At 68.5% G+C, this 24,997-nt stretch carries 28 protein-coding genes; 14 read left to right on the top strand and 14 right to left on the bottom strand.

The genetic code is table 11. From position 1 onward, the window contains the following. Positions 1-4 precede the first annotated feature (4 nt). The 5 genes from ACZYSP_RS24965 (at position 5) to ACZYSP_RS24945 (ending at position 5,267) form a co-directional block, all read left to right on the top strand. The gene (locus ACZYSP_RS24965) at positions 5-364 is read left to right on the top strand and encodes a hypothetical protein (protein ID WP_489017206.1); all 360 of its coding nucleotides are present in this window, start codon (positions 5-7) and stop codon (positions 362-364) included. 81 nt (positions 365-445) lie between these two features. Continuing rightward, on the top strand, positions 446-2,527 hold the full coding sequence (locus tag ACZYSP_RS24960) for a TonB-dependent receptor (protein WP_426392060.1): 2,082 nt from the start codon (positions 446-448) through the stop codon (positions 2,525-2,527). A gap of 51 nt (positions 2,528-2,578) precedes the next feature. Then, positions 2,579-3,532, top strand: a complete 954-nt coding sequence (locus ACZYSP_RS24955; protein WP_093058248.1) for an AEC family transporter — start codon at positions 2,579-2,581, stop codon at positions 3,530-3,532. 170 nt (positions 3,533-3,702) lie between these two features. Further along, the gene (locus tag ACZYSP_RS24950; RefSeq protein WP_489017204.1) at positions 3,703-4,062 is read left to right on the top strand and encodes a hypothetical protein; all 360 of its coding nucleotides are present in this window, start codon (positions 3,703-3,705) and stop codon (positions 4,060-4,062) included. Further along, the gene (locus ACZYSP_RS24945) at positions 4,056-5,267 is read left to right on the top strand and encodes an OmpA family protein (RefSeq protein WP_489017202.1); all 1,212 of its coding nucleotides are present in this window, start codon (positions 4,056-4,058) and stop codon (positions 5,265-5,267) included. Before ACZYSP_RS24950 ends, ACZYSP_RS24945 begins: the two co-directional genes overlap by 7 nt. Before the next feature lie 9 nt (positions 5,268-5,276). On the opposite strand, the gene pdxH is transcribed toward ACZYSP_RS24945, so the two are convergent. Continuing rightward, the gene (gene pdxH / locus ACZYSP_RS24940; RefSeq protein ID WP_097200856.1) at positions 5,277-5,930 is read right to left on the bottom strand and encodes a pyridoxamine 5'-phosphate oxidase; all 654 of its coding nucleotides are present in this window, start codon (positions 5,928-5,930) and stop codon (positions 5,277-5,279) included. 29 nt (positions 5,931-5,959) lie between these two features. Between pdxH and ACZYSP_RS24935 the strand changes: the two genes are divergently transcribed. Continuing rightward, positions 5,960-6,529 carry a nucleotidyltransferase family protein gene (locus ACZYSP_RS24935; RefSeq protein WP_093078836.1) on the top strand — a complete coding sequence of 190 codons (570 nt, stop codon included), beginning with the start codon at positions 5,960-5,962 and terminating at the stop codon, positions 6,527-6,529. A 16-nt stretch (positions 6,530-6,545) separates the two neighbouring features. Here the strand turns inward: ACZYSP_RS24935 and ACZYSP_RS24930 are convergent, their stop codons facing one another. Together ACZYSP_RS24930 and ACZYSP_RS24925 are read right to left on the bottom strand one after the other, a co-directional pair. Continuing rightward, positions 6,546-7,085, bottom strand: coding sequence for a superoxide dismutase family protein (locus tag ACZYSP_RS24930; RefSeq protein ID WP_489017199.1), 540 nt, complete (start codon positions 7,083-7,085; stop codon positions 6,546-6,548). After that, a complete protein-coding gene (locus ACZYSP_RS24925; protein ID WP_489017197.1) occupies positions 7,082-7,789 on the bottom strand; it encodes a gamma-glutamylcyclotransferase in 708 nt (235 codons plus the stop codon). The genes ACZYSP_RS24930 and ACZYSP_RS24925 overlap by 4 nt, the downstream gene beginning before the upstream one ends. A 135-nt stretch (positions 7,790-7,924) precedes the next feature. Here ACZYSP_RS24925 and ACZYSP_RS24920 point away from each other — a divergent pair, with 135 nt between their 5' ends. The 4 genes from ACZYSP_RS24920 (at position 7,925) to ACZYSP_RS24905 (ending at position 11,890) form a co-directional block, all read left to right on the top strand. Continuing rightward, a complete protein-coding gene (locus ACZYSP_RS24920; protein ID WP_093058253.1) occupies positions 7,925-8,473 on the top strand; it encodes an OmpA family protein in 549 nt (182 codons plus the stop codon). A 203-nt stretch (positions 8,474-8,676) separates the two neighbouring features. Further along, a complete protein-coding gene (gene edd / locus ACZYSP_RS24915; RefSeq protein ID WP_093058254.1) occupies positions 8,677-10,518 on the top strand; it encodes a phosphogluconate dehydratase in 1,842 nt (613 codons plus the stop codon). Next, positions 10,509-11,150 carry a bifunctional 4-hydroxy-2-oxoglutarate aldolase/2-dehydro-3-deoxy-phosphogluconate aldolase gene (gene eda, locus ACZYSP_RS24910; RefSeq protein WP_093058255.1) on the top strand — a complete coding sequence of 214 codons (642 nt, stop codon included), beginning with the start codon at positions 10,509-10,511 and terminating at the stop codon, positions 11,148-11,150. Before edd ends, eda begins: the two co-directional genes overlap by 10 nt. Positions 11,151-11,158: 8 nt before the next feature. Further along, positions 11,159-11,890, top strand: a complete 732-nt coding sequence (locus tag ACZYSP_RS24905) for a haloacid dehalogenase type II (protein WP_093078830.1) — start codon at positions 11,159-11,161, stop codon at positions 11,888-11,890. Here the strand turns inward: ACZYSP_RS24905 and ACZYSP_RS24900 are convergent, their stop codons facing one another. The 7 genes from ACZYSP_RS24900 to ACZYSP_RS24870 all read right to left on the bottom strand — a co-directional run bounded on the left by ACZYSP_RS24900 (position 11,891) and on the right by ACZYSP_RS24870 (position 17,979). Further along, positions 11,891-12,448, bottom strand: coding sequence for a DUF1697 domain-containing protein (locus ACZYSP_RS24900; protein ID WP_093058257.1), 558 nt, complete (start codon positions 12,446-12,448; stop codon positions 11,891-11,893). An 18-nt stretch (positions 12,449-12,466) separates the two neighbouring features. Further along, positions 12,467-12,880, bottom strand: a complete 414-nt coding sequence (gene gloA, locus ACZYSP_RS24895; protein ID WP_093058258.1) for a lactoylglutathione lyase — start codon at positions 12,878-12,880, stop codon at positions 12,467-12,469. Between the two features lie 71 nt (positions 12,881-12,951). Then, entirely contained in the window at positions 12,952-13,635 is a 684-nt protein-coding gene (locus ACZYSP_RS24890) for a glutathione S-transferase family protein (RefSeq protein WP_489017193.1), read from the bottom strand. A gap of 104 nt (positions 13,636-13,739) precedes the next feature. After that, positions 13,740-14,423, bottom strand: coding sequence for an ABC transporter ATP-binding protein (locus ACZYSP_RS24885; protein ID WP_489017191.1), 684 nt, complete (start codon positions 14,421-14,423; stop codon positions 13,740-13,742). Next, a complete protein-coding gene (locus ACZYSP_RS24880; RefSeq protein ID WP_489017189.1) occupies positions 14,420-16,099 on the bottom strand; it encodes an ABC transporter permease in 1,680 nt (559 codons plus the stop codon). Before ACZYSP_RS24880 ends, ACZYSP_RS24885 begins: the two co-directional genes overlap by 4 nt. Positions 16,100-16,133: 34 nt before the next feature. Then, on the bottom strand, positions 16,134-17,198 hold the full coding sequence (locus ACZYSP_RS24875; RefSeq protein WP_093078822.1) for a Fe(3+) ABC transporter substrate-binding protein: 1,065 nt from the start codon (positions 17,196-17,198) through the stop codon (positions 16,134-16,136). A gap of 232 nt (positions 17,199-17,430) precedes the next feature. Beyond that, positions 17,431-17,979 (bottom strand): PaaI family thioesterase, encoded by a 549-nt coding sequence (locus tag ACZYSP_RS24870; protein ID WP_093058263.1) that lies wholly within the window; start codon positions 17,977-17,979, stop codon positions 17,431-17,433. 75 nt (positions 17,980-18,054) lie between these two features. Between ACZYSP_RS24870 and ACZYSP_RS24865 the strand changes: the two genes are divergently transcribed. The 4 genes from ACZYSP_RS24865 to ACZYSP_RS24850 all read left to right on the top strand — a co-directional run bounded on the left by ACZYSP_RS24865 (position 18,055) and on the right by ACZYSP_RS24850 (position 22,120). Next, complete coding sequence (locus tag ACZYSP_RS24865) at positions 18,055-18,510, top strand: MarR family winged helix-turn-helix transcriptional regulator (RefSeq protein WP_093058264.1); 456 nt, start codon at positions 18,055-18,057, stop codon at positions 18,508-18,510. Between the two features lie 105 nt (positions 18,511-18,615). Then, positions 18,616-19,932: an MFS transporter gene (locus ACZYSP_RS24860; RefSeq protein WP_093058265.1), complete on the top strand. Its 1,317-nt coding sequence runs from the start codon at positions 18,616-18,618 to the stop codon at positions 19,930-19,932. A 19-nt stretch (positions 19,933-19,951) separates the two neighbouring features. Next, complete coding sequence (locus ACZYSP_RS24855; RefSeq protein WP_093177899.1) at positions 19,952-21,373, top strand: MATE family efflux transporter; 1,422 nt, start codon at positions 19,952-19,954, stop codon at positions 21,371-21,373. Between the two features lie 39 nt (positions 21,374-21,412). Further along, complete coding sequence (locus tag ACZYSP_RS24850) at positions 21,413-22,120, top strand: SDR family oxidoreductase (RefSeq protein WP_489017185.1); 708 nt, start codon at positions 21,413-21,415, stop codon at positions 22,118-22,120. A 33-nt stretch (positions 22,121-22,153) separates the two neighbouring features. On the opposite strand, the gene ACZYSP_RS24845 is transcribed toward ACZYSP_RS24850, so the two are convergent. From ACZYSP_RS24845 to ACZYSP_RS24830, 4 genes are all read right to left on the bottom strand, one after another. After that, a complete protein-coding gene (locus ACZYSP_RS24845; RefSeq protein ID WP_093078816.1) occupies positions 22,154-22,468 on the bottom strand; it encodes a hypothetical protein in 315 nt (104 codons plus the stop codon). Positions 22,469-22,664: 196 nt separating this feature from the next. Continuing rightward, positions 22,665-23,417, bottom strand: a complete 753-nt coding sequence (locus ACZYSP_RS24840) for an aldolase (RefSeq protein WP_093058269.1) — start codon at positions 23,415-23,417, stop codon at positions 22,665-22,667. A gap of 27 nt (positions 23,418-23,444) precedes the next feature. Next, positions 23,445-24,092: a 2-dehydro-3-deoxy-6-phosphogalactonate aldolase gene (locus ACZYSP_RS24835; protein ID WP_489017183.1), complete on the bottom strand. Its 648-nt coding sequence runs from the start codon at positions 24,090-24,092 to the stop codon at positions 23,445-23,447. Next, positions 24,089-24,997, bottom strand: coding sequence for a 2-dehydro-3-deoxygalactonokinase (locus tag ACZYSP_RS24830; protein ID WP_489017181.1), 909 nt, complete (start codon positions 24,995-24,997; stop codon positions 24,089-24,091). The genes ACZYSP_RS24835 and ACZYSP_RS24830 overlap by 4 nt, the downstream gene beginning before the upstream one ends.

Below are 24,997 nucleotides of genomic sequence, written 5' to 3'. Positions count from 1 at the left end.
CTTCATGCTGCTCGTCGCAGTGTGGGTGACGTCGACGCTCGGCCTCGTGCATGCCACGCTGCACGTGCCGGGCGATCGCGCCTGGGCCCTGTCCGCCGAGCGCGCGACCGCCGTGGCTGCCGGGGCCTCTGAGGCTCACGCCCCGGCGCAGCGGCACACCTGGCTGCATGCGCTGTTTGGCGACAAGACCGACGCCGAGTGCCGGCTGTACGACCGGCTGTCGCACGGCTTCAGCGCGCCCGGCGTGCCGCTGGTGGTGCTGCCGATGGTGCTGCCGTCGGCCACCTTCGCGTATCTGCAGGGCGAAGCCGTCGCCCGCTGGATCGTGCTGTTCGACGCACGCGGTCCGCCTTCCACTCGCTGAAATTCCGATGTGTTCCGACTGCCGCACCCGCTTGGCGTGGGTGGCGGCCGGTCGCCCCTTGATTTCAACGAGTGTCCATTCATGACTCCCAATTTCCCTCGCAACGCCATCGGCGTTGCCGTTCTTTCGCTTGCCTCTTTCGCAAGCCTGGCCCAGGCGCAGGCCCAACCCGCCGACGCCACCAGCCTGCGCGAAGTCACCGTCACCGGCAACCCGCTTGGCGCCAGCGACCTGATCGCGCCGACCACCACCCTGTCGGGCGACAAGCTGCTGCTGCGCTCCCAATCGACGCTCGGCGAAACGCTCGACAACGTGCCCGGCGTGAGCAGCAGCTACTTCGGCCCCAACGCCAGCCGCCCGATCATTCGCGGCCAGGACGGTGACCGCATCCGCATCCTGCAGAACGGCGGCGGTGCGCCCGACGCCTCGGCGCTGAGCTACGACCACGCCGTGCCGGTCGATGCACTGGTGACCGACCGCATCGAAGTGCTTCGCGGCCCGTCGGCGCTGCAGTACGGCGGCAGTGCTGTCGGCGGCGTGGTCAACGTGATCGACAACCGCATTCCGACGGAACCGATCAACGGCTTCGGCGGTCGCGCCGACCTGGGTTACTCCACCGGCAACAAGGAGAAGAACGGCGGCGTGGTGCTCGAAGGCGGCAACGACCGCCTGGCGATCCACGTCGACGCCTTCAACCGCGACTCGAAAGACGTGTCGGTGCCGATCACGCTCGAATGCAGCAAGCCCGGCTCGCCGTGGACTGCGCGCAAGATCTGCAACTCGGCCAACGAAGCGCACGGCGGCGCCGTCGGCGGCACGATGTTCTTCGACCAGGGCTACATCGGCGCCTCGGTCAGCACCTACCGCAGCAAGTATGGCACCGTGGCTGAAGACGACGTGACCATCGGCATGAAGTCCGACCGCTATGCGATCGAAGGCGAGTGGCGCCCGGGCGGCTTCATCAGCAGCATCCACGCGAAGCTGAGCCACACCGACTACCGCCACACCGAGTTCGAGGGCGGCGAAGCCGGCACCACGTTCTCGAACATGAGCAACGACCTGCGCATCGAGGCGCGCCACCAGAAGATCGGCAACTTCGAAGGCCTGGTCGGCTTCAGCAGCGAAACCAACCGCTTCGCTGCCGACGGCGAGGAAGCCTTCGCGCCGCACAGCCGCACGCGCTCCAACGCGCTGTTCATGTACGAGGAATACGGCACTTCATGGGGCCGCCTGAGTTTCGGTGCGCGCACCGAGCAGGTCCGCATCCGCTCGCTGGGCTACCCGGACGATCCGACGGTCACGCGCTTTGCCGTCGGCGAGCGCACCTTCAACCCGCACAGCGCGGCCTTCGGTGCGCTGGTCAACCTCGCGCCGCAGTGGCAGCTGACTTCGAATCTCGCCTACACCGAGCGTGCGCCGAAAGACTACGAGCTGCTGGCCAACGGCCCCCATGTGGCAACGGCCGCATGGGAGGTGGGCGACCCGAACCTGAAGAAGGAAAAGTCCACCGGCCTCGACCTGGGCGCGCAATGGAAGTCGGGCCCCAACACGGCTCGCGTCAACGCGTATGTCACGCGCTTCAGCAACTACATCGGCCTGACGGCATCGGGGCGCAACCTCGATGAAGAGGGCAACGTGGCCGAGCCCGGCGCCACCGACACGCTGGCGGAGTACGTCTACAGCGGCGTGCGCGCGCGCTTCACCGGCATCGAGGCCAACGGCAACCTGCGCCTGCTGGGCACCGACGGCTTCGCGCGCATGGGCGATGCGGGCACGCTCGACCTCGAGTGGCGCGGCGACATCGTGCGCGCGAAGAACCTCGACACCGGCGAGCCGCTGCCGCGCATCGCGCCGCTGCGCCTGGGCGCAACGCTGGCCTATGCCAACGGCCCGTGGGGCGCGCGCTTCGGCTTCGACTACAACGCAGCGCAGCACCGCATTCCGTCGGTGGGCGCGCGCGAAACCGATGCATACACGCTGTGGAATGCGGCCATCACCTACCGCATGAAGGTGCAGCGCGCCAACCTCACCTGGTATGCGCGCATGGACAACATCACGAACAAGCTGGCCTACAGCGCGACCTCGATCCTGACGACGACGGTGTATCCGAACGCACCGTTGCCGGGGCGGACGCTGAAGGTCGGCCTGCGCGTGACGTTCTAAGGGCGCAAGGGGCGGGCGAAGACGAAAGAGTCCCTCGGCTATCCTCGCCGAGTGAATTCCATCGTCATCTCCTCGCTCCTCCCCGTCGTCCTGCTCATCGCTGTCGGCTATCTGGCAGGCAAGCGCCGCTGGATCGGCGGCAATGCGGTGAAAGACCTGTCGCACCTCATCTTCCTGCTGCTCGCGCCTGCGCTGCTGTTCCGCGCCATGAGCACGGTGCACGTCGAGCAGTTGAGCCTCAAGCCCGTGGCGGCGTACTTCATCGCCTCGGGCCTGCTGTTCGCGGGCACGCTGGCGCTGCGTGGGTTCAACCGCACGGCGGCGGTGCTCGCGCTGGCCAACACCTACAGCAACACCGTGATGATCGGCATCGCGCTGATCGGCCTCGCATACGGCGAGGAGGGCATGGTGGTGCTGCTCACGCTGATTTCGCTGCATTCGCTGGTGCTGCTGACGAGCGCCACGGTGGTGCTGGAGCTGGCCGTCGCGCGCGAGCAGGCTGGCGCCGCTGGCGCAGACAAGCGGCCGTCGATGGCGCGCACCGTGATGCGCGCGCTGCGCAACGCCATCATTCACCCCGTGCCGATGCCGATCATCGCGGGCCTGTTGTTCGCGCAGACCGGGCTGGTCATGCCCGAGGTCATCGACAAGCCGATCCAGTTGCTGGGCCAGGCTTTCGGGCCGATCGCGCTGGTGATGGTGGGCATCACGCTCGCGCTCACGCCCATCGGCCGGCACTGGCGCGGCGCGCTGGTGCAGGCGCTTGTGAAGAACCTGCTGCATCCGCTGCTGGTGGCCGTCATCGGCTGGCTGCTGGGCGTGCGCGGCATTCCGCTCACGGTGATGGTGGTGGCTGCGGCGCTGCCCATTGGCGCCAACGTGTTCCTGTTCTCGCAGCGCTACCGCACGTCCGAAGACCTGGTGACGGCCAGCGTCGCTGTGTCGACGGTGCTGGGGCTCGTCACGCTCACGCTCGTGATGATGTGTGTGCAATGGCTGCCCTGAGTCCTTCGGGCTCTTCTCCTTGGCGTTGAGCGGACTTTCGCCTTAGAGCGCTTCGCCGCGCGCCTATGCCGTTTGGCAGGGTGGCCGTTTGGCGAGATGGCGCGGGGCCGCTGGCACCCTACATTTGCCGGCTGATGATTCACCCGGCGCGCTCTTCGCCCCTTCTTGCTATGGCGGTGGTCGCGACGGTGATCGCGCTGCACGGCCGTCCCGCGCAGGCCGCGGAGCCCGCTGGCGCGGCCAAGCCGTGCCGCACGCCGTGCCTGTCGGCGAACGTGCCGCGCGAGCCGGCCGAGCCGTCGCCCGCCGAGAAGTCTGAAAAGACCGACGAGGCGCCGTCGAAGCCGAAGCCGGTGATCAGGACGCGCGCACAGCAGCCGGCCGCACCGCCGCCACCGCCGCCAGTGCAACGCGAAGCCGCCGCGCCGCGCGCCGCGCCATCGAAGCGCTGCAGCGAAATCAACATGCGCGCCGCCGTCGGCGAGCCGCTGTCGGACCAGGACATGAAGACATTGAGGAGCCAATGCTGATGACGACCACCACCCAACGAGCTCGCGTGGCACTGCGCGTGTTCACGCTGTGCGCTGCCGCCGTGCTTGCCGCCGCCTGCGCGCACCGCCCCGCGCCCGGCAACGCCATGCCTTTCGACCAGGCCGTGAACCAGGCAGTGGACGACCTGATGGTGCAGACGCAGAAGCTGCCGGCCTTTCTGGCCAAGGTGGAGTCGACGCTCACGCAGCGCCGTATCGTGATCGACCCGCTGCTCGAAGGCGCGAGCGGCCAGCAGACCGAGGTGACGCGCGTGGCGGAACAGCGCATCGTCCAGCGCATGCAGGCACAGTTCAAGCAGTTCACCGTCACGCCGTTCAACGCCAGCGAAATCGGCAACGCACAGTACGTGCTGAACGGCACGCTGGTGCGCGACAAGGACGCCTCGGGCGGGCCGTACCGGCTGAACCTTGCGCTGACCGAGATCAAGAGCGGCGTGGTGATCGCGCAGTCGGTCACGCGCATCAGCGATGCCACGCTCGACACGCGGCCCACCGCCTTCTTCCGCGACAGCCCGGTGAACGGCAAGGACCGAGGCGTCGAGGGCTACATCCGCACCGCGGAGACCCAGCCGGGCCAGGCCGCCGACGCGCTGTACCTGGAGCGCTTGCCGACTTCAACCGTGCTGCAAGAGGCCACCGCTGCCTACGAGGCCGGCCGTATGAGCGAGGCGCTGAACCGCTACGAGGCCGCGTCGAAACGGCCCGACGGCCAGCAACTGCGCATCTACAGTGGGCTGTACCTCACGCAATCGCAGCTCGGCCGCACTGCCGATGCCGAGAAGACCTTCGGCACCATCGCGCGCCTGGGGCTCGAAACCAACAACCTGAGCGTGAAGTTCCTGTTCAAGCCGGGCTCGACCGACTTCCTCTCCGACCCGAAGATCAGCACCGCCTATCCGATGTGGCTGCGCCAGATCGCGCGGCAGGCGGCGCAGATCGATTCGTGCGTGGTGGTCACGGGCCACACGAGCCGCACGGGCTCGGAGGCGGTGAACGAGCGGCTGTCGCTGCAGCGCGCCGTGAGCGTGAAGGCCCGGCTGGTGGGCGAGGCGCCGCCGCTGTCGAAGAAGTTGCGCGAATCGGGCATGGGCTTTCGCGAGAACATCGTCGGAACGGGGGCCGACGATGCGAGCGACGCGCTGGACCGGCGCGTCGAATTCAAGGTCGTAGGCTGCGAGGCCTGACGACGCGGCTCAGGGGGCGAGGCGCTCGCGCACCCAGTCGCTGCCTTCGAGCCGGTAGCGCAGCCGGTCATGCAGCCGGCTCTTGCGGCCTTGCCAGAATTCCCAGCGGTCGGGCACCAGCCGGTAGCCGCCCCAATGCGGTGGGCGCGGCGGCGAGAGCAGGTGCTTGGCCGCGAACACGGCCGCGTTCTTCACCAGCACGTCGCGTCCGCTGATCACTTCGCTCTGCGGGCTGGCCCAGGCGCCGATGCGCGAGTCGAGCGGGCGGCTTGCGAAGTAGGCGTCGCTCTCTTCGGCGCCCGCCTTCTCGACGCGGCCCTCGATGCGCACCACCCGCTCCAGCTCGACCCAGTGGAACTGCAGCGATGCGTACGGATTGCCCGACAGCTCGCGGCCCTTGCGGCTTTCGTAGTTGGTGTACCAGACGATGCCGCGCGCGTCGTAGCCCTTGATGAGAACGATGCGGCTCGACGGCCGCAGGTCGCTGCCCACGGTGCACAGCGTCATCGCGTTGGGCTCGGGCACCTGCGCGTCGATGGCTTCGGTGAGCCAGCGTTCGAACTGCTTCAGCGGATCGCCGGCGCTGTGGGCCTCGCCGAGTTCTGCGCGCTCGTAGCTCTTGCGCAGTGCCGCCAGTGCGTCATTGGAGAGAGGAGAAGTCATGCCGGGATTGTTGCGCACATACTCGGCCCATGACGACACAGAAGGCGAATTCCCCGGTAGTGATCGTGCTGGCCTCGGGCCGCGGCGAGCGCTTCATTGCAGCTGGCGGCACGGGATCGAAGCTGAAGGCGCTGCTCGCCGGCAAGCCGGTGCTGGAGCGCACGCTCGACGCGGTGCGCGCCAGCGGCCTGCCGTGGCATGTGGAAGACGCGGGGCACCCCGGCATGGGCGACTCGATCGCGGCTGCCGTGCGCGCCACGTCCGATGCGCAGGGCTGGCTGATCCTGCCGGGCGACCTGCCGCTGGTGCTGCCCGCGACGCTGCAGGCGGTTGCAGCCGCCCTTGGCGGCCGGGTGAATGCCGTGCAGCCGCAGTACCGGGGAGAGCGCGGGCATCCGGTGGGCTTTGCCGCCGGGTGCGGCGCGCAGCTCGCTACCTTGGAGGGAGGCCTCGGCGCATCGTCCATCCTGCGGTCGATGCGCGCCATCGATTCGGTCGCCGACCTGGCGGTGGACGATGTCGGCGTGGTCACCGACATCGACACGCCCGAGGCGCTGGCGCAGGCCGAGGCGCTGTGGCTGGCGCGCGTGAACGCCTAGCCTTTTCTATTCGATCTCAGGGCTTTGCGATCACGGCGCAGGCGATGCGCGGACCCGAGTTGCCTGCCGGCTGCGTCGTGAAATCGTCGGGGTCGCGGTGCACCACCAGCGCACGGCCGACCACGCTGTTGGCAGCGCCCGGGGTCAGCGAGATCGCGTGGTCTTCCACGCTGAAGCGTGCCATGCCGTTGGCGTCGGCGCGCAGGCTCGGCAGTTCGCCGGCATGGCTGCCTGGCGCGGCGAACTTGCCGTGCGTGCCGCCGGCCGGGTTGAAGTGGCCGCCCGAGGCATTGCCGTTGTCGCCGCAGTCGCCCTTTTCGTGGATGTGGAAGCCGTGCTCGCTGCCCGGCACCAGGCCGCGCACCTCGCCCGACACGCGCACGCCGTGCTCGAGGGCGGTGAAGGTCACCGTGCCACGCGTCGGGTTGGGCGTGATCGCGGCGGTCGGCACCAGTTCGACGGCCGTGCTCGGCTTGCCACCCATGCTGCCGCAGGCGGCCAGGAGGGCCGAGGCGAGGAGGGCGGCGCCGGTGGCGATGAGACGACGTTGGTTCATGTGTTTTCCTTGGAGGGTCCGGAAGATTGGGATGATTCGGAATTGTCTGGAGACCCCGGAACATATACCGGAGCCTGCGGTGCATCGCAATCAGCAGCGTTCCCTGACTGGCGCTGCTCCTGTTCCTTCGCCGCGGCCAGCGCCACCAGCCGCGCCAGCGCCGCGTCGTGGATCGAATGCCGCTGCAGCTCCAGCAGCGTCTGCTGCGCGTAGTCGAGCGAGCTGCCGTAGCGGCCCACCGCGTGGGCGAAGATGTGGCGGTAGCGCTCGTCGCTGAGCTCGCCCGTGAAGTTGGGGCTGCGCCGCGAGAGCGTGAACGCCAGCGCGCGCACATGGCCCTCGGCCGTGCCGCATTGCAGCCACCTGGGGTCGTACACGCCGGTCGGCATCTCGCGCAGCCAGAGCCGGCGCAGGGTTTCAAGCCCCTCGGCCTTCGGCACGCGGAACACCATGCCGCGGCAGCTGCCGCCCGAGAGCAGCCCGAACACGAGGCCCGGCGTCTGCACGCTGCCGCGGTTCACGCGGCTCCACATCTTCAGCGCGCGGTGCCAGCCGTGCACCCAGGCCGGCCGGCGCTCGGTAAAGCCGAACTCGGGCCGCCATATCAGCGAGCCGTAGCCGAAGAGCCAGAGGTCCTCATGTCCGCCCCAGTCGGCGATGGCGCGCTCGAGCATCGGCTGCGGGTCGCGCAGGGGCTTGGGCATGGGGTCGAGTCCCGGCGGACCGGGGTTCGGCGCAGGGTCCGACACGGGGGTGTCAGGGCCGACGCCTACAATTTCCTGATCATGGTTCACCGCACCATTATTTACCGACCTCTTTCCTACGGAGCAAGACCCGCAATGAGCGACGACGACAGCCAGCAGAATTTCATCATCGGATTCGTCATGGCGCTGATCGCCCTGGTGATCTTCTTCGTGGTGGGCATCGTGCTCTGGCACAAGGGGCACAACCCGGCGGCCGCCAAGCCCGCTGCGGCAGTGACAATCTCGGCGCCCGCACCCGGAGCGGCGCCCAAGGTGGCCGAGGTCACAGAGACGGTGACGGTCACGATCCCCGACGGCGCCAGCGTCCGCGTGGTCGACGGCGTGGTGAGCTTCTACTTCGCGACCGGCAGCGCCGATCTCGCACCGGGCGCCGCCGAGGCACTGGCCGCGGTCATCAAGGGCGTCGAAAGCGGCCGCAAGGCGGTGATCTCGGGCTTCCACGACACCACCGGCGACGCCGCCATCAACGAACAGCTCGCGAAGAAGCGCGCCGAGATGGTGCGCGACGTGCTCGTGGGCCTGGGCGTTCCGGCGGCCAAGGTCGACCTGCAGAAGCCCGCCGTGACGGCCGGCACTGGCAACAACGCCGAGGCTCGCCGTGTCGAGGTGAAGCTGGTCGACTGAGCGCCACGCGCCCCGATTGCCAGATCAGAGAAGAAGCCCGGTAACGCCGGGCTTTTTTGCGTGCGCCTCCCTGCAAGGCTCGAATGGGTAAATTCGTATTGCCTGGCGCCCGGATTTCATCGGGCTTTCGCGCCCGGCTTGTTACCATGGGCCTCCAGGCCCACAGTCGCCCTGGCGACATGCAGCAAGAGCCACGTACCCCCATGAGCAGCAGCACAAACCCCACCGTCCGCGACGTTACCGATCGCATCCGCGAGCGCAGCCAGGGGCTGCGCGGCGCCTACCTCACCCGCCTTGCCGAAATCCGCGCCCGCGACCGCGGCTCCGACCGCATGGGCTGCGCCAACGTGGCGCACGCCGTGGCCGGCATCCCGGCCAACGACAAATTCCGCGTGGTGACCGAGCGCGCACCCAACATCGGCATCGTCACAGCCTACAACGACATGCTCTCGGCCCACGCGCCGTACCAAGGCTACCCGGACATCATCAAGCAGGAGGCTCGCCGCCTCGGCGCCACCGCGCAGGTGGCCGGCGGCGTACCCGCCATGTGCGACGGCGTCACGCAGGGCACGCCCGGCATGGAGCTGAGCCTGTTCAGCCGCGACCTGATCGCCATGAGCACCGCGGTCGCGCTCACGCACGACATGTTCGATGCGGCACTGCTGCTCGGCGTGTGCGACAAGATCGTGCCTGGCCTCCTGATCGGCGCGCTGCACTTCGGCCACTTGCCGACCGTGTTCGTGCCAGCCGGCCCGATGCCCTCGGGCCTGTCGAACGGCGCCAAGTCGAAGGTGCGCGAACAGGCGGCGCAGGGCCTTGTGGGCCGCCAGGGCCTGCTCGATGCCGAGATGGCCGCCTATCACACGGTGGGCACCTGCACCTTTTACGGCACCGCCAACAGCAACCAGATGCTGCTCGAAGCCATGGGCCTGCACGTGCCCGGCACGGCCTTCATCCAGCCCGGCGACGCGATGCGCGAAACGCTCACGCGCGAGGCCGTGCGCACGGTGCTGGGCAAGGCGGGCGAGGCAGCATTCAATTGCCCGCCCATCGGCGAGATGGTCGACGAGCGCTGCATCGTCAACGCCATGGTCGCCCTGCTCGCCACGGGCGGCTCCACCAACCACCTGATCCACTGGGTGGCCGTGGCGCGCGCCGCCGGCATCCTGATCGACTGGGACGACTTCTCCAAGCTCTCCGACGTGGTGCCGCTGCTGAGCCGCGTGTACCCCAACGGCAGCGCCGACGTGAACGAGTTCCAGGCCTCGGGCGGCCCCGGCTTCGTGATCGGCGAACTGGTCGATGCCGGCCTCATGCATGCCGACGTGCTGACGGTGCGCTCGGGCGGCATCCGTGAATTCGCGAACATTCCGGCGCTGGCAGGCGATGCGGGCGAGCACCGCCTGCAATGGACCCCCGCCGCGCCCCTGAAGAACGAAGCCGTCACGCGCACGGTCGCGAGCCCGTTCAGCGCCACGGGCGGCCTGAAGCTGCTGAGTGGCAACCTCGGGCGCAGCGTCATCAAGGTGTCCTCGGTGCCCGACGACCGCCACGTCATCGAAGCCCCGGCGCGCGTGTTCGACTCGCAGGCGGCGCTGCAGAAGGCATTCACGGCCGGGGAACTCGAGCGCGACGTGGTCTGCGTGGTGCGCTGGCAGGGCCCGCAGGCCAACGGCATGCCCGAGCTGCACAAGCTCACGCCGCCGCTGTCGGTGCTGCAGGGCAAGGGGTTCCGCGTGGCGCTGGTCACCGATGGCCGCATGAGCGGCGCGTCGGGCAAGATTCCGGCCGCGATCCACGTCTCGCCCGAAGCGGCAGCGGGCGGCCCGCTCGCCAAGGTGCGCGACGGCGACCTGATCCGCCTCGACTCCGTCGCGGGTACGCTCGCCGTGTTGCTGCCCGAAGACGAATGGGCAGCGCGCGAGACCGCAACGCAACCCGAAGCGCAGCGCATCGCCGACGGGCACGGCCTCGGCCGTGAACTGTTCGCCGGCATGCGCCGCAATGCATTGACCGCAGAAGAAGGAGCCTGCTCATGGCTATGAACGAAAAACTCACCGCGCTGGACGTGATGCGCGACGCCCCGGTCATCCCGGTCATCGTGCTGAACGACGTGAAAGACGCCGTGCCGCTGGCGCGCGCGCTGGTGGCCGGCGGCATCCGCATGCTCGAAGTCACGCTGCGCACGCCGCAGGCGCTGCAGTGCATCGAGGCCATCGCCAAGGACGTGCCCGAAGCCGTGGCCGGTGCCGGCACCATCCGCAGCGCGGCCGATGCGCAAGCCTCGGCGCTGGCGGGTGCCAAGTTCGGCGTGAGCCCGGGCTACACGCGCGCGGTCGGCAAGGCCTGCCACGACCTCGGCCTGCCGCTGCTGCCCGGCGTGGCCACTGGCAGCGAAATCATGACGGCGCAGGAAGACGGCTACACGCAGCTGAAGTTCTTCCCCGCGCTGCAGGCCGGCGGCCTGCCGATGCTCAAGGCCTGGCAGGGGCCGTTCGGCGACGTCACCTTCTGCCCGACGGGCGGCATCCATGCGGGCAACGCAGCCGAGTTTCTTGCGCTGTCGAACGTGGCCTGCGTGGGCGGTTCGTGGATCGTGCCGACCGACGCGATCCGCGATGGTGACTGGGCGCGCATCGAGCAACTGGCACGCGCCGCGAGCCAGCTGCCGCGCTGAGCATCGCCATGAGCGGCGCTGATTTCGACGCGAGCGACCTCAAGGTCATCGCGTTCGACGTTTTCGGCACGGTGGTCGACTGGCACAGCGGCATTGCCGCCGAGGCCGAGAGCGCACTGCCGGGCGTGGACGGCGCAGCCTTTGCGCTGGCATGGCGTGCCGGCTACCAGCCCGCGATGAAGGCAGTGATGGAGCGCATCGCCGCGGGCGAGGGCGGCTTCACGCTGCTCGACGAACTGCACCTGAGCATGCTCGAACAGGTGCTGCACGACTTCAGCCTGGCCGACCGCCTCGACACCGCCGCCAAGCGCGACCTGAGCCGTGCCTGGCATCGACTGCCGGCGTGGCCCGATTCGGTGGCCGGGCTCACGCGGCTCAAGAAGAAGTTCACCATCTGCACGCTGTCGAACGGCAACATCGGCCTGCTCACCGAAATGGCCAAGCGCGCCGGCCTGCCCTGGGACTGCGTGCTGTCGGCCGAAGTGTTCAAGGCCTACAAGCCCGACCCGCGAACCTACCTCGGCGTGGCGGGTGTGTTCGACGCAACGCCCGGGCAGGTGATGCTGGCCGCCGCGCACCACGACGATCTGGCCGCCGCGCGCACCTGCGGCCTGAAGACCGCGTACATCGAACGCCCGCATGAATTCGGCCGCGCCAGGCCGAAGGATGTTTCGCCGCAGGTGGACAACAACCTGCACGCGCGCGACATCAATGAGCTGGCGGACCTGCTGGGCTGCTGATCAGTCTGTGAGCAGCTTCTCTACCGTGCGCAGGTTGCGTGTGGTGGTGCTCGACTTGTAGCGGGTTTTGGCGAGCAGCTTGGCCACCGGTGTATCGAGGCTCTCGCCGCGCGGGCATTGCCAATAGAGCACGCCCTTGCCGCGCTTCAGCTGTTCAACGTCAGCATCGACGGTGCCGGCCTTCTCCACGATTTCATCGAGCATTGCGGCGTCGGAGCCGAACACGATATAGGGATGGCGTTCTTCGTCGATGCGCTCGAAGGGGTAGCTCGCCGCCATTTCGGCCACGGTCTTCTGCGTGAGCAGCACGATCCACGCGTCGTAGCCGAAGCGCTTGCGCAGGGCCTGCTCGATGCGCGTGCGCAGCGCGGCGGCGTCGCTCTCGCTGGTGTCGAACAGCACGTTGCCGCTGGCGAGCACGGTGCGCACCGCGCCGAAGCCCAGTTCGACGAAGAGCGCCTTCAGATCGGCGCTCTTGATCGTGATGCCGTTGACGTTCACGCCGCGCAGCAGCGCGACATGGCGGGTTGTCGTGGCCTGCTTCTTCGTGCTTGCCATGGGCTGCCCCGCCGAGGTTCAGCGCAGGCCGCCGCCAGCGGCGCCTTCGTCGCGCTGGATCAGCTCGATCTTGTAGCCATCAGGGTCCGTGACGAACGCGATCACCGTGGTGCCACCCTTGACCGGCCCCGCCTCGCGCGTCACGTTGCCGCCCGCGGCCTTGATCTTCTCGCAGGCCGCGTATGCATCGGGCACGCCCAGCGCGATGTGGCCGTAGGCGGAGCCGAGTTCGTAGCTTTCGGTGCCCCAGTTGTAGGTGAGCTCGATCTCGGCCTGGTCGGGGTTGCCCTTGCCGTAGCCGATGAAGGCGAGGCTGTATTTGTACTCGGGGTTTTCGGACGTGCGCAGCAGGTTCATGCCGAGCACCTTGGTGTAGAAGTCGATGGAGCGCTGGAGGTTGCCAACGCGCAGCATGGTGTGAAGGAGTCGCATCTCGTGGTGCCGTGTAGTTATGGGAAAGATCGGAAAGGGAGGCCGCTATTGTCTGCCTCCCGGCGCGGCGATCAAGCTGCGAGGGTGAGCAGATGGGCCTGGTGGCGCTGCAGGAATTCCATCAGGTGCTGCGGATACTCAGGCACCACGGCGTTGCGCACGCTGGGACGGGCGGCCAGCGCCTTGCGCCAGGCATCGACCTTGGGCAGGGCATCGAAGACGTGCGAGTCGCTGATCGCATCGAACACCTCGAAGTAGCGGAACACCGGCGCGAAGACCGCGTCGACGAGGCTGAAGCTGCGGCCTGCGAAGTAGGGGCCTTCGCCCAGCGCAGCCTCGACGCGCCCGAACTTTGCGATGAGCGCGAGGCGCTTCTGCTCGAACACGGCGGCGTCCTGCGTGGTCTCGTAGCCCCAGAGGTCGGCAAGGATGGCCGAGCCGAACTCCATCCAGGCGCGGTGCTCGGCGCGGGTGAGCGGGTCTTCGGGGTGCAGGCGCGCGCCGAGCTGCGTTTCTTCGAGGTACTCGCAGATCACGTTGCTTTCGAACAGCACGGCCTCGCTGCCATCGGGGCGCTGTACCTTCAGCAGCGGCACCTTGCCGAGCGGCGAGATGTCGAGGAACCACTGGGGCTTGTTGGCGAGGTCGATCACGACGCGCTCGAAGGGCACGTCTTTTTCATTCAGCGCAATCGCGGCGCGTTGCACGTACGGGCACAGCAGGTGGCTGACGAGGGTGAGGGCTTGTCGCGTCATGGGGCTTTCCGTTCTTTGGGAAGGATGTGTCTGGAACGCCGCGATTCTTGCGATCCCGAACAACCTTTTCCCGATAAGCCCATTCGAGAAAAGGCCCCTGTGTGCTAGGCCGCCGTGTCGAGCCAGTGCGTGATGCGCCCCCCGTGCATCACGCTGATGCGGTCGGCCATGGCGTGCGCCTCGGCCTCGTTGTGCGTAACGAGAATCGCGGTCTGGCCGGCCTGCTTCAGGATGCCGCGCACTTCTGCCGTCAGTCGCTCGCGCGTGCCGCCGTCGAGGTTGGAGAAGGGCTCGTCGAGCAGCAGCAGCGCGGGCGAGGGCGCGAGCGCGCGGGCCAGCGCAATGCGTTGCTGCTGGCCGCCGGAGAGTTCGTGAGGGTAGCGTTCGCCCGCGTCGGCCAGGCCGACCAGCGCAAGCATTTCCGCGACGCGCGATTGCTGCGCCGCACGGTCCAGGCGACGCAGCCCGAACGCCACGTTCTTCGCGGCCGACAGATGCGGAAACAGCGCGTATTCCTGGAACATCATGCCCACGCGCCGCTGCTCGGGCGGCAGGTGCTTCTGCGCGGACGACAGCAGCACGTCGCCGAGTCGGACGGTGCCGGCGCGCACGGGCTCGAAGCCGGCGATGGCGCGCAGCACCGTCGTCTTGCCGCAGCCCGAGGGGCCGAACAGGCAGCCGATGTCGCCCGCGTTCAATGTCAGCGAGAAGCCATCGACGACCGTGTGCAGGCCGCGCGGCGTGTCGTAGGCGAGCTGGATCGCATCGATGTGCAGGGGAGAACTCATGTCTTGTCGGGGCCGGGTGTGAGCGAGGACGTGCCCAGCTGGTTGCGCGCAAGCAGCACGACGGGCAGCAGGCCGGCCAGCACGATCGCGAGCGCGGCAATTGCGCCTTCTTCATACGTGCCGCGCGCGGCCTCGGCATAGAGCCAGGTGGCGAGGGTGTCGAAGTTGGCGGGCCGCAGCAGCAGCGTGGCCGGCAGCTCCTTCATTGCATCGACGAACACCAGTAGCGCGGCTGCAGCCATGGCGGGGCGCAGCAATGGCAGGTGCACGCGGCGCAGCGTGCCGGCGGTGGTTTCGCCAAGCAGGCGCGAGGCCTGCTCGATGGCGGGGGGAATGCGCGCGAGGCCGGCCTCGATGCCGCCCACGGGCATCGCAAGAAATCGGATCGCGCAGGCCATGACTAGCACGACGCCGGCGCCCATCAGCGGCAGGCCCTGCCAGCCGAGCGCGGTGGCCAGGGCGGCATCGAAGGCCAGCGCAGGCGTGAGCAGCCCGATGGCCAGCACCGTGCCCGGCACGGCATAGCCCAGAGTTGCTACACGCGCCTGCCAGCGCGCACGGTTGAGGCTTGAGCCTTGGCTGCGCGAAGCCCAGGCGACGACCAGCCCCGCCGCCACCGCGACCACGGTGACGCCCGAAGCCAGCGCCAGCGTGTTGCCGAGGCTCGCGATCAGACCCCGGGAAACGCCACCGCCCTGTTGCAGCCGCTTGGCGCTTTCCCAGACGAGGTAGAGCGCAGGGGCCACGAAGCCGATCAGCACGGGCGTCGCTGCCGTCACAGTCGCAGCCCAGGCCGCGCCGCCATGCAGGCGCCGTGGCTGCACCGCGCGCATGCGCTGTGCCGAGCCGAAGCGCTGGTGCTGCCGGCCATTGCGTTCGAGCCAGACCAGCGCCACCACCACGAACAGCATCGCGCACGCAATCTGCGCTGCTCCGGCCAGGTCGGAGCGCGTGATCCACGTGGTGTAGACCGCCACCGTCAACGTGTTCACGCCCAGGAATTCAGAAGCGCCGATGTCGTTGAGCGTTTCGAGCAGCGCCAGGCTCAGCCCCACGGCCAGCGCCGGCCGCGCCAGCGGCAGCGCCACGCGAAAGAACGCGCCGCGCCGGCTTTCGCCGAGCATGCGCGCCGCTTCCATCAGGTGCGCCGGTTGCGTCATGAACATCGCGCGCGCCGTCATGTAGACGTACGGATAGAGCACGAAGCCCAGCACGAAGATCGCGCCGGGCATCGAGCGCAGGTCGGGCAGGCGGAACTGGCGCGGGCTGTCGAAGCCCAGCACCCAGCGGATCGCGCCCTGGACAGGGCCGATGGGGTGCAGCAAGTCGAGGTACGCGAAGGCGACGATGTAGGTCGGCATCGCCAGCGGCAGCAGCAGCGCCCAGTGCAGCACACCGCGCCCTGGAAAGTCGTGCGCCGTTACCAGCCACGCGCAGCCGGTGCCGATCACCAGCACCAGTGCGCCCACGCCCGTGAGCAGCAGGGCCGTGTTGAGCGCCGCCTGCGGCAGCACGTGCGCGAACAGCGGGCCCCAGTGGCCGACGCCCGAGCCGAACGCGAGCCAAGCCAGCGTGAGCACCGGCGCGAGCACGCCGATGGCGATCAAGAACGACGCGCAGCGCCACGCCGGGCCCGCGGCGCGCAGGCCCGGCGGCTGGCGCCGCGCTGTCAGCATTCAGTCGCCGGCAAGGCGTGCCCGGCCATTCATGTCACTGGTCGAAGCCGACCTTGTCCACCAGGGCGCTGGCCTGCTTGCGGTACTTCGCGATCTCGGTCAGCGGCAGCGGATCGACCTTCAGCTCGCCGATGGTCTGGCCGATGATCGGGTCGAGTGCCACTCCCTTGCGCACCGGGTATTCATAGTTGGTCTGCGCATACAGCGACTGCGCCGGTTCCGACACCAGGAACTCGAGCAGCTTGACCGCGTTGGCGCGCTGCGGCGCGTTCTTTGCCACGGCCGCGCCGCTGATGTTGACGTGCGTGCCGCCGCTTTTTGCATTGGCGAAGGTCGGGCGCACGACCTTGATGGCGTCGCCCCACTTGCGAGCGTCGGTGCCTTCCTTGGCGCTCTTCATCTGGCCGACGTAGTACGAGTTGGCCAGGCCCACGTCGCAGATGCCACCGAGGATGTCGCGCGCCACGTCGCGGTCGCCGCCCGTGGCCTTGCGTGCCAGGTTGGCCTTGACGCCGCGCAGCCACTGCTCGGCCTTGGCTTCGCCGTCGTGCGCGATCAGCGAGGCGACCAGCGCGGTGTTGTAGGGGTGCTGGCCGGCGCGGATGCAGACCTTGCCCTTGTACTTCGGGTTGGCCAGGTCCTCGTAGCGGAAGCTCGTGAGGGGCAGGCTCTTGTCGGCATACAGCACACGCGCGCGCAGCGAGAGCGAGAACCACTGGCCGTCGGCGCCGCGCAGGTTGGCCGGAATGGCCGATTCGAGCGCGGCCGATTTCACCGGCTGCGTCACGCCGCCGTCGACCAGGTCCATGAGGTTGCCGATGTCCACCGTCATCAGCACGTCGGCCGGCGAGCGTGCGCCTTCGGCCTTGACGCGCTCCAGCAGGCCATCTTTCACGAACACGGTGTTGACCTTGATGTTGCTCTGCGCACTGAAGGCCGAGATCAGCGGCTGGATCAGCGCGGGCTCGCGCGTCGTGTAGAGCGTGAGTTCGTCGGCTGCGGCAGCCTGCGCGGGCAGGGCGGCGACGGCAAGCCAGGCGGCGCTGGTGGCGAACAATGCGCGCGCGGCGCGGCCTTGGACGCTTGAGCGTTCGGTCATGAGAATCCTCCGGGAGCGGGTGTTCTGGAAAGCTCCGAGGCCTGTTGCAGGTCTCGGATGAGAATAATTATCACTGGAGGTGTGAGTTGCGACGCCTTTGGACTTACAGGTCGAAGGCCTACTGCCTCGTTGCAAAGTGCGGTGCCTGCGCTGCTCAGCAGCATGTGATGGCGTCCGCTTCCTCCTGCTGACGCCCTCCCGCCCAACCCGATGGCAATCCGGGCGCAGGGGCTCAGCGTGCTGGCAGCACCTCGAACACCAGGCAGGTGGTCGTGGCATGCGCGAACAGCGTGCCGTCGGGCCCGTAGAGGCGAGCCTCGGCGGTGGCGAGCTGCTTGCCGCAATGGATCACCTTTCCTTCGGCGCGCACGCGCTGCACCTTGGGCGTGAGGCCCTTCACGTAGTTCACGCTCAGCTCGGCGGTGGTGTAGGCGCGCCCGGGCGGCATCATCGTGTGCACCGAGCAGCCCAGGGCCGAGTCGAGCATCGTCGCGACCCAGCCGCCGTGGATGGTGCCCAGCGGGTTCAGGTGCTGCGGCAGCGGCGTGCCCTGGAAGATGGCCACGCCCTGGCGCACTTCGAGGATCGTGAAGTCCAGCGTCTTGGCGATGGCTGCGTAGGGAATGTCGCCGTTCAGCATCGCCTGCATCACTTCGAGGCCGGTCTTGCCCGCGATCTGTTCGGGGCGGGCGAGGCCGGGGCCTGGGCCGGCATCAAGGCGCTCGGCGATACGGCGTTCTTCGGCGATCCAGGTTTCGAGCTGGTTGGGGTTTTGTGTCATGCCTGTGTTCCTTCTGGGGGCTTTGGCGGAGGGTGGTAGTTGCATATGCAATAGTTGCACATACAATAATATCCCATGGACACCCCCACCAAGCCACGCGGCTGCACCAGCTTCAAGGTGCGCCAGCTTTCGCGCCGTCTTTCGCAGTTCTACGACGCCGAGGTGTCGAAGAGCGGCTTGAAGACCACGCAGTACTCGCTGCTGTCGAACCTCGCGCGGCTCGGCCCGTCGCGGCCGGTCGACCTGGCGGGCGAACTCAAGATGACCGCTTCGACCCTGAGCCGCAACCTGCAGCCGCTGATCGTCGCGGGCCTGGTCGCGCAGACCGCCGGCGCCGATGCGCGCAGCCGGCTGGTGCATGTCACGCCCGAGGGCGAAGAAAAACGGCGCGAGGCGCTGGCCCACTGGAAGACCGCGCAGCAAAAGCTCAATGCGCTATTGGGTGTGGAGCGCGTGCTGGCGCTGCACCTGCTGATCGACGAGTCGATGGAACTGCTGGGCGCCGAAGACGTGCCCGACGGCGACGACTGACCCGCCTCCAACCGCTTTCCCGACCCCATCACATCACGCGTTCCGTCGCGTGCGGCTCCCGTTTTTTTCTTCTCCTCCACATCTCATTCCAACAGCAGAGGTCCCATGTTCGCCACCCCCGTTTCCGCATGGCTCCAGCGCCGCGGCATCCACTACGGATGGATCGTCGCCGCCATCACCTTCCTGACCATGCTGACCATGTCGGCCGCGCTGGGCTTGCCGGGCGCCATGCTGCAGCCGCTGGGCAAGGAGTTCGGCTGGAGCACCGAGCAGATCTCCTCGGCGCTTGCGCTGCGCTTCGCGCTGTTCGGCCTCATGGGCCCATTCGCCGCGGTGCTGATGGAACGCTACGGCCTGCGCGCGGTGATCTGCACCGGCCTGGCGCTCGTCGGCATGGGCATGGCGCTGGTCACCATGGCCTCGCAGCTGTGGCAGCTGTTCGTGCTGTGGAGCCTGATGCTGGGCCTGGGCACCGGCATGACGGCGCTGGTGCTCGGCGCGGTGGTGGCCAACCGGTGGTTCGTCGCGCGGCGCGGGCTGGTGATCGGCATGCTCACGGCCAGTTCTGCGACCGGGCAGCTGGCCTTCCTGCCGTTCGCGGCCTGGATGATCGAACACTGGGGCTGGCGCTCGGCCATCGTGCCGATCGTGATCGGCAGCATCCTCATCGGCGTGCTGGCGCTGTGCCTCATGCGCAACCGGCCTTCGGACATCGGCTTGCTGCCTTACGGCGAACTGCCCGGCACGCAGCCGGCAGCGCCCGCCGCAGCAGCGCCAGCGATGAATTTCGCCACGCCGTTCCGCGTGCTGAAGGAGGTGTCGACCAACCGCACCTTCTGGATCCTGGCCGGCACCTTCTTCATCTGCGGCCTGAGCACCAACGGACTCGTGCAGACGCACTTCATCTCGCTGTGCGGCGACAACGGCATGGGCGCGGTGCCCGCTGCCTCGGTGCTCGCGATGATGGGCGCCTTCGACTTCGTCGGCACCATCCTCTCGGGCTGGCTGTCGGACCGCTATGACAACCGCAAGCTGCTGTTCTGGTACTACGGCCTGCGCGGGCTGTCGCTGTTCTGGCTGCCGCATTCGGAATTCACCATCTACGGCCTGGGCATCTTCGCGATGTTCTACGGCCTCGACTGGATCGCTACCGTGCCGCCGACCGTCAAGCTCGCGGGCGCCGCCTTCGGCCCCGCCAAGGTGGGCCTGGTGTTCGGCTGGGTCTTTGCCGCGCACCAGCTGGGCGCCGCCACGGCTGCCTACGGCGCCGGCTTTGCTCGCACGCTGCTGCTGACCTACACACCGGCGCTCTACGCGGCTGGCGCGGCCTGCCTGGTGGCGGCGCTGATCGTGATGATGATCCGCCGCCCGGCGGCGAAGGCCGGCTCGCCGGTCACGCCTTCCGCCGCGGCCCGTGCCTGAACGCACCAAGGTTCCCGCCATGACCGCTCCAAACAGCGCCACTGAACTCGACCCGCGCACGCGCCGCCTGCTCGAAGCCCCCATCGTTCCCACGCTGCTGCGCCTTGCCGCACCCAACGTGCTGGTGATGGTGGCGCAGGCCTCCGTCGGCCTCATCGAAACCTACTTCGTCGGCAAGCTCGGCACCAATGCGCTCGCGGGCATGGCACTGGTGTTCCCCATCGTCATGCTGATGCAGATGACATCGAGCGGCGCGATGGGAGGCGGCATCGCTTCGTCGATCGCCCGTGCGCTCGGCGCACGCCGCCGCGCCGATGCCGACGCGCTGGTGTGGCACGCCATCGTCATCGCACTGGGCTTCGGCCTGTGCTTCACGCTGGCGCTGCTGCTGGGCGGGCGCTGGTTGTACGGAATCATGGGCGGCACCGGGCCCGCGCTCGACGCGGCGCTCACGTACTCGAACTGGGTGTTCGCGGGCGCGACGCTGGTGTGGCTCTTCAACTCGCTCTCGGCCATCATCCGCGGCACCGGCAACATGTCTGTGCCGGCCAACGTGACGGTGGTGGGCGTGGTGTTCCTCATTCCGGCGTCGCCGCTGCTGATCTTCGGCGTCGGGCCGCTGCCGGGCATGGGTATCGCGGGTGGCGCGATGGCGCTGCTGCTGTACTACCTGCTGGGTTCCATCGCGCTCATCGTCTACCTGCGCTCGCCGCGCAGCCTGCTGCGGCCCACGCTGGCCGCGCTCAAGCTGCGCTGGCCGCTGTTCCGCGACATCCTGCGCATCGGGCTGGTGGGCGCGGTGTCGACGGTGGCGACCAACCTGTCGATCGGCATCGCCACCGCGCTGACGGGGCACTTTGGCTCGGGTGCGCTGGCCGGCTACGGCACGGCCTCGCGGCTCGAATACCTGCTGGTGCCCCTGGTGTTCGGGCTGGGCGCGCCGCTGGTGGCGATGGTCGGCACCTGCATGGGCGCCGGGCAGCGCGAGCGTGCGCTGCGAGCCACCTGGGCCGGCGCGGCGCTGGCCTTTGCGCTGACCGAGACCATCGGCATTGCGGCCGCGCTGTTCCCGCGCCCGTGGCTGCTGCTGTTCGGCAACGACCCGGCCATGCTCGAAACCGGCGCGCACTACCTGCGCGTGGTGGGGCCGCTGTATGGCTTCTTCGGTGTCGGGCTGGTGCTGTATTTCGCGTCGCAGGGCGCGGGGCGGCTGCTGTGGCCGGTGCTGGGCAACATCGCGCGCCTGGCGGTTGCCGGCACGGGCGGCTGGCTGGCGCTGCGCTGGGGCGGCGGGCTCACCGGCGTGTTCGCGGCGCAGGGCGTGGCACTCGTGGTGTACGGCATCGTGATCGCATCGGCCATCGCAGGAGGCGCCTGGTTCGGCCGCGTAGGCTGGCCGCGCACCACCAGCGGCCTGCTGCGGCGCGTGGCGCAGGCCTGAGAGCAGTTTTCAACGATTTCCATCAACGAAAGACTCATCATGAAAATCAAGGACTCCGTGGTCTTCATCACTGGCGCCAATCGCGGCCTCGGTCTCGCCTTTGCGAAGGCAGCGCTGGCAGCAGGCGCACGCAAGGTCTATGGCGCGGCGCGCGACCCCAAGAGCGTCACCTTGCCCGGCGTGACGCCGGTGGCGCTCGATGTGACGCAGCCCGCGCAGATCGAAGCGGCCGTGCGTGCCTGCGGCGACGTCACGCTGCTCGTCAACAACGCGGGCATCTCGCGCGGCTCCAGCTTCCTCGGCTCGCCCGATGCGCTGGCTGCAGCTCGCGCCGAATTCGAAACCAACTTCTTCGGCCCCTGGGCGCTGACGCAGGCCTTCGCGCCCGTGCTCGCGGCCAACGGCGGCGGAGGTGTGATCAACGTGCTGTCGGCCCTGAGCTGGACCACCTTCCCGAGCGTGGCAACCTACAGCGCAACCAAGTCGGCGGCCTGGTCGCTGAGCAACGGCCTGCGCAACGAACTGGCTGGGCAGGGCACGCAGGTCACGAGCCTGCACGTGGGCTACATGGACACCGACATGGCAGCGCACGTGCAGGGCGACAAGTCCTCGCCGGACGACGTGGCGCGCCAGGCGCTGGCGGGCGTGGAGGCGGGGCGGCCCGAGGTGCTGGCGGACGAAGTCTCGCGGCAGCTCAAGCAGACCCTGTCGAGCGCGACGCCGCCCTATGCGGGTTCCGCAACCTGAACGAAAAACCCGGGCAAGCGGCCCGGGTCTTCATCAATAGCGATAGGGGTTGTTGGGCCGGCGGTCGTAACGGTTGGGCACACCGTCACCGTCGTTGTCCCGGCGGCCGCCATGGTGGCGGCGGTCATCCCAGCGGCGGTCGTAGTAGCCGTCGCGGCGATAACCGGGGCCGTAATAGTGGCGCGGCGGAGGCGGCGGTGCGTAGTAGCGGCGCGGAGGCGGCGGTGCGGGCACGACATACACCTGCGCCTGGATGAAGTTTCCGCTCGCATGGGCCTGGGCCGGAACGGTGAGCGTGGCCAGCGACAGAAGGGCCGCGGCGCCGAATGCAAAAGAAAGCTGTTTCATGTGATCCCCCGGTTGTGGTTGGAAGCCCCATCCTCGCGGCCTTGTGTGAAGTTGGTGTAAGGCTGGAGCGAAATCGGATGAAGAGCTGTAAGCGCCTTGCGCGCAGGACGTAGCAAGGCCAAGACACAATTGTGAATGGAGTTTGCACCGCGGAACATGTCCCACGGATAGGCCATTGGCCGTATCGGCCGGAAGTTCAGCCGCGCGGGGCGGGCAGCATGCGGCGCAGGGCTTCGAAGAACAGGTCCGACTGCTCGCGCTCGCCCTGGATCTGCGCCGCCACGTGCGCGGCCAGCTTCGCGTTGACCGGCACCAGCGGACGCCCGGTCGACTGCGCGATCACCTGGTGCAGGCAGGCGCGCTCCAGGTAGTAGAGGTCGTCGTAGGCGTGGGCGATGTTGCCGCCGGCCACGATCACGCCGTGGTTCGCCAGAAAGGCCACGTCCTTGCCCGCCATGGCGCGGGCGATGCGTTCACCCTCCGCGTCGTCGAGCGCGAGGCCGTTGTATTCGGCGTCGACGGCGATGCGGTTCATGTAGCGCATGGCGTTCTGGCTCGCGGTCGGGTCCAGCGCGCGGTCGACCGTGATCGTGAGCGCCGTGGCGTACGGCATGTGGCAGTGCAGCACGACCGCATGACCGGTGATGCGATGCACCGCGCCGTGGATGAAGAGGGCTGTGGGCTCCACGCGATGGCGCCCGGCGAGCACCTCGCCATGCACGTCGATCAGCACGATGTCGTCGGGGCCGATCTCGCTCCAGTGCAGCCCGCGCGGGTTGATGAGGTAGCGGTCTTGCGCGCCCGGCAGCATCACGCTGAAGTGGTTGCAGACGCCTTCGGACAGCCCGTGATGGGCGGCGGCGCGCAGGGCCAGGGCGAGGTCTTCGCGCAGCTTGCGGACGGCAGGGCTGGCGTAGGTGGCATCGGCGGACATCGAGGGGCTCTCCATTTTTCTTGTTGGGAGGAAGGGCGTAGATCAGGCGAGGGTTGTGCCCGTCCAGGCCGCGATGAATTTCTTCGCGTCGTCGCGCACCGCCGCGGCCTGCTTGCCGGGCTTGTAGAGCGCTGAGCCGATGCCGAAGCCGGCTGCGCCGGCCGTGCGCCATTCGGCCATGTTTGCGGGCGTGATGCCGCCCACGGGCATCACCGGCGTGCCGGCCGGCAGCACGGCCAATAGCGCCTTCACCACGGCGGGCGAAGCCAGCTCGGCCGGGAACAGCTTGAGCCCGGTGGCACCGGCCGCGAGCGCGCCGAAGGCCTCGGTCGGCGTCATGACGCCCGGCAGGCAGACCATGCCGAGTCGCACGGCTTCGGCGATGACTTCGGCGTTGAAGTTGGGCGAAACGATCAGCTCGCCGCCGGCCGCATGAACCTCGCGCACTTGCTGCGCGCCGAGCACTGTGCCGGCACCGACCAGCGCCTGCGGAAAGCGCTTGCGCATCAGCGCGATGCTTTCCAGCGGCTGAGGCGAATTGAGCGGCACTTCGAGCAACCGGAAGCCGGGCTCGACGATGGCGTCGCCGACATCGGCTGCCTCGGCGGGCGTGAGGCCGCGCAGGATCGCCACCAGAGGCAGCTCGCGCATCGCGGCGCCGAATTTGTCGAGGGGTGTGGGGGTGCTCATGCGGGAATTCTGTCGGAATCGAGAAAGCCGGACAGCGCATGCAGCCCGGCCCAGGTGGCTTCGGCCCCCAGCGTGCGCGTGGCGACGCCGGTGGCGCGCAAGGCCAGTGTGTAGCGCTGGGTGAGGGCGGACGAGCCGATCAGGATCACCTCGCCGGCTGCCTGCAGCGACTGCGTGCGCAACTCTTCGCCGATCAGCAGGCCCGAGAGGTAGCTCGCGAGTTCTTCCTTCGGCATGCGCTCGAACAGCGCGAGCGTGCGCGTGCCGAAGGCGTTGTGCAGCAGGCCGTGTCCGTTTTCGGAGCGGGTCACGCCCTCGAGGAACGAGGCTTCGTCGAGCGGCGCCGAGGCATCGAGCGTGCGCGCCAGGATCGAGTGCTGGCTCAGCAGCGCATAGAACTCGCCCGTCATGTAGGTGCGGAAGCCCGCGACACGGCCCTTTTTTACCGTGGCCCATTTGTTGTGGGTTCCGGGCAGCACGAAGACGCCTTCGCTCAGGCCGGTGAGCTCCATCGCGCCGAAGATCTGCACCTCTTCGCCGCGCATCACTTCGGGCACGCCGGCGTGCTCGTCGCTCAGGCCCGGCACGATCGCGATGCGGGCTCCGGGAATGGCATCGATGTCGATGATCCTGCGGCCCACTTCGACACGGCCCGCAGGGCAGGCGCAGTAGGGCGCTTCCACCCAGCCCTGCTTGCTGCCGGCCATGCCGGAGATCAGGCAGCGCGTGCCCTCAAGGCGCATCCAGTCGCCGAACAGCGTCTCGAAGACGGCGGGGAAACCGCCCTCGGGCACCGTGAGGATGCCGCGCGCATCGCTGCGCTCTTCCAGCACCTTGCCGCCGGCATCCAGCAGTGCGCCGCGCAGTGAACTCGTGCCCCAGTCGATTGCTACCAGTCTTGTCAT

This window comes from Variovorax sp. F042 (assembly GCF_057814215.1).
This window is presented reverse-complemented; position numbering and strand designations above follow the sequence as displayed.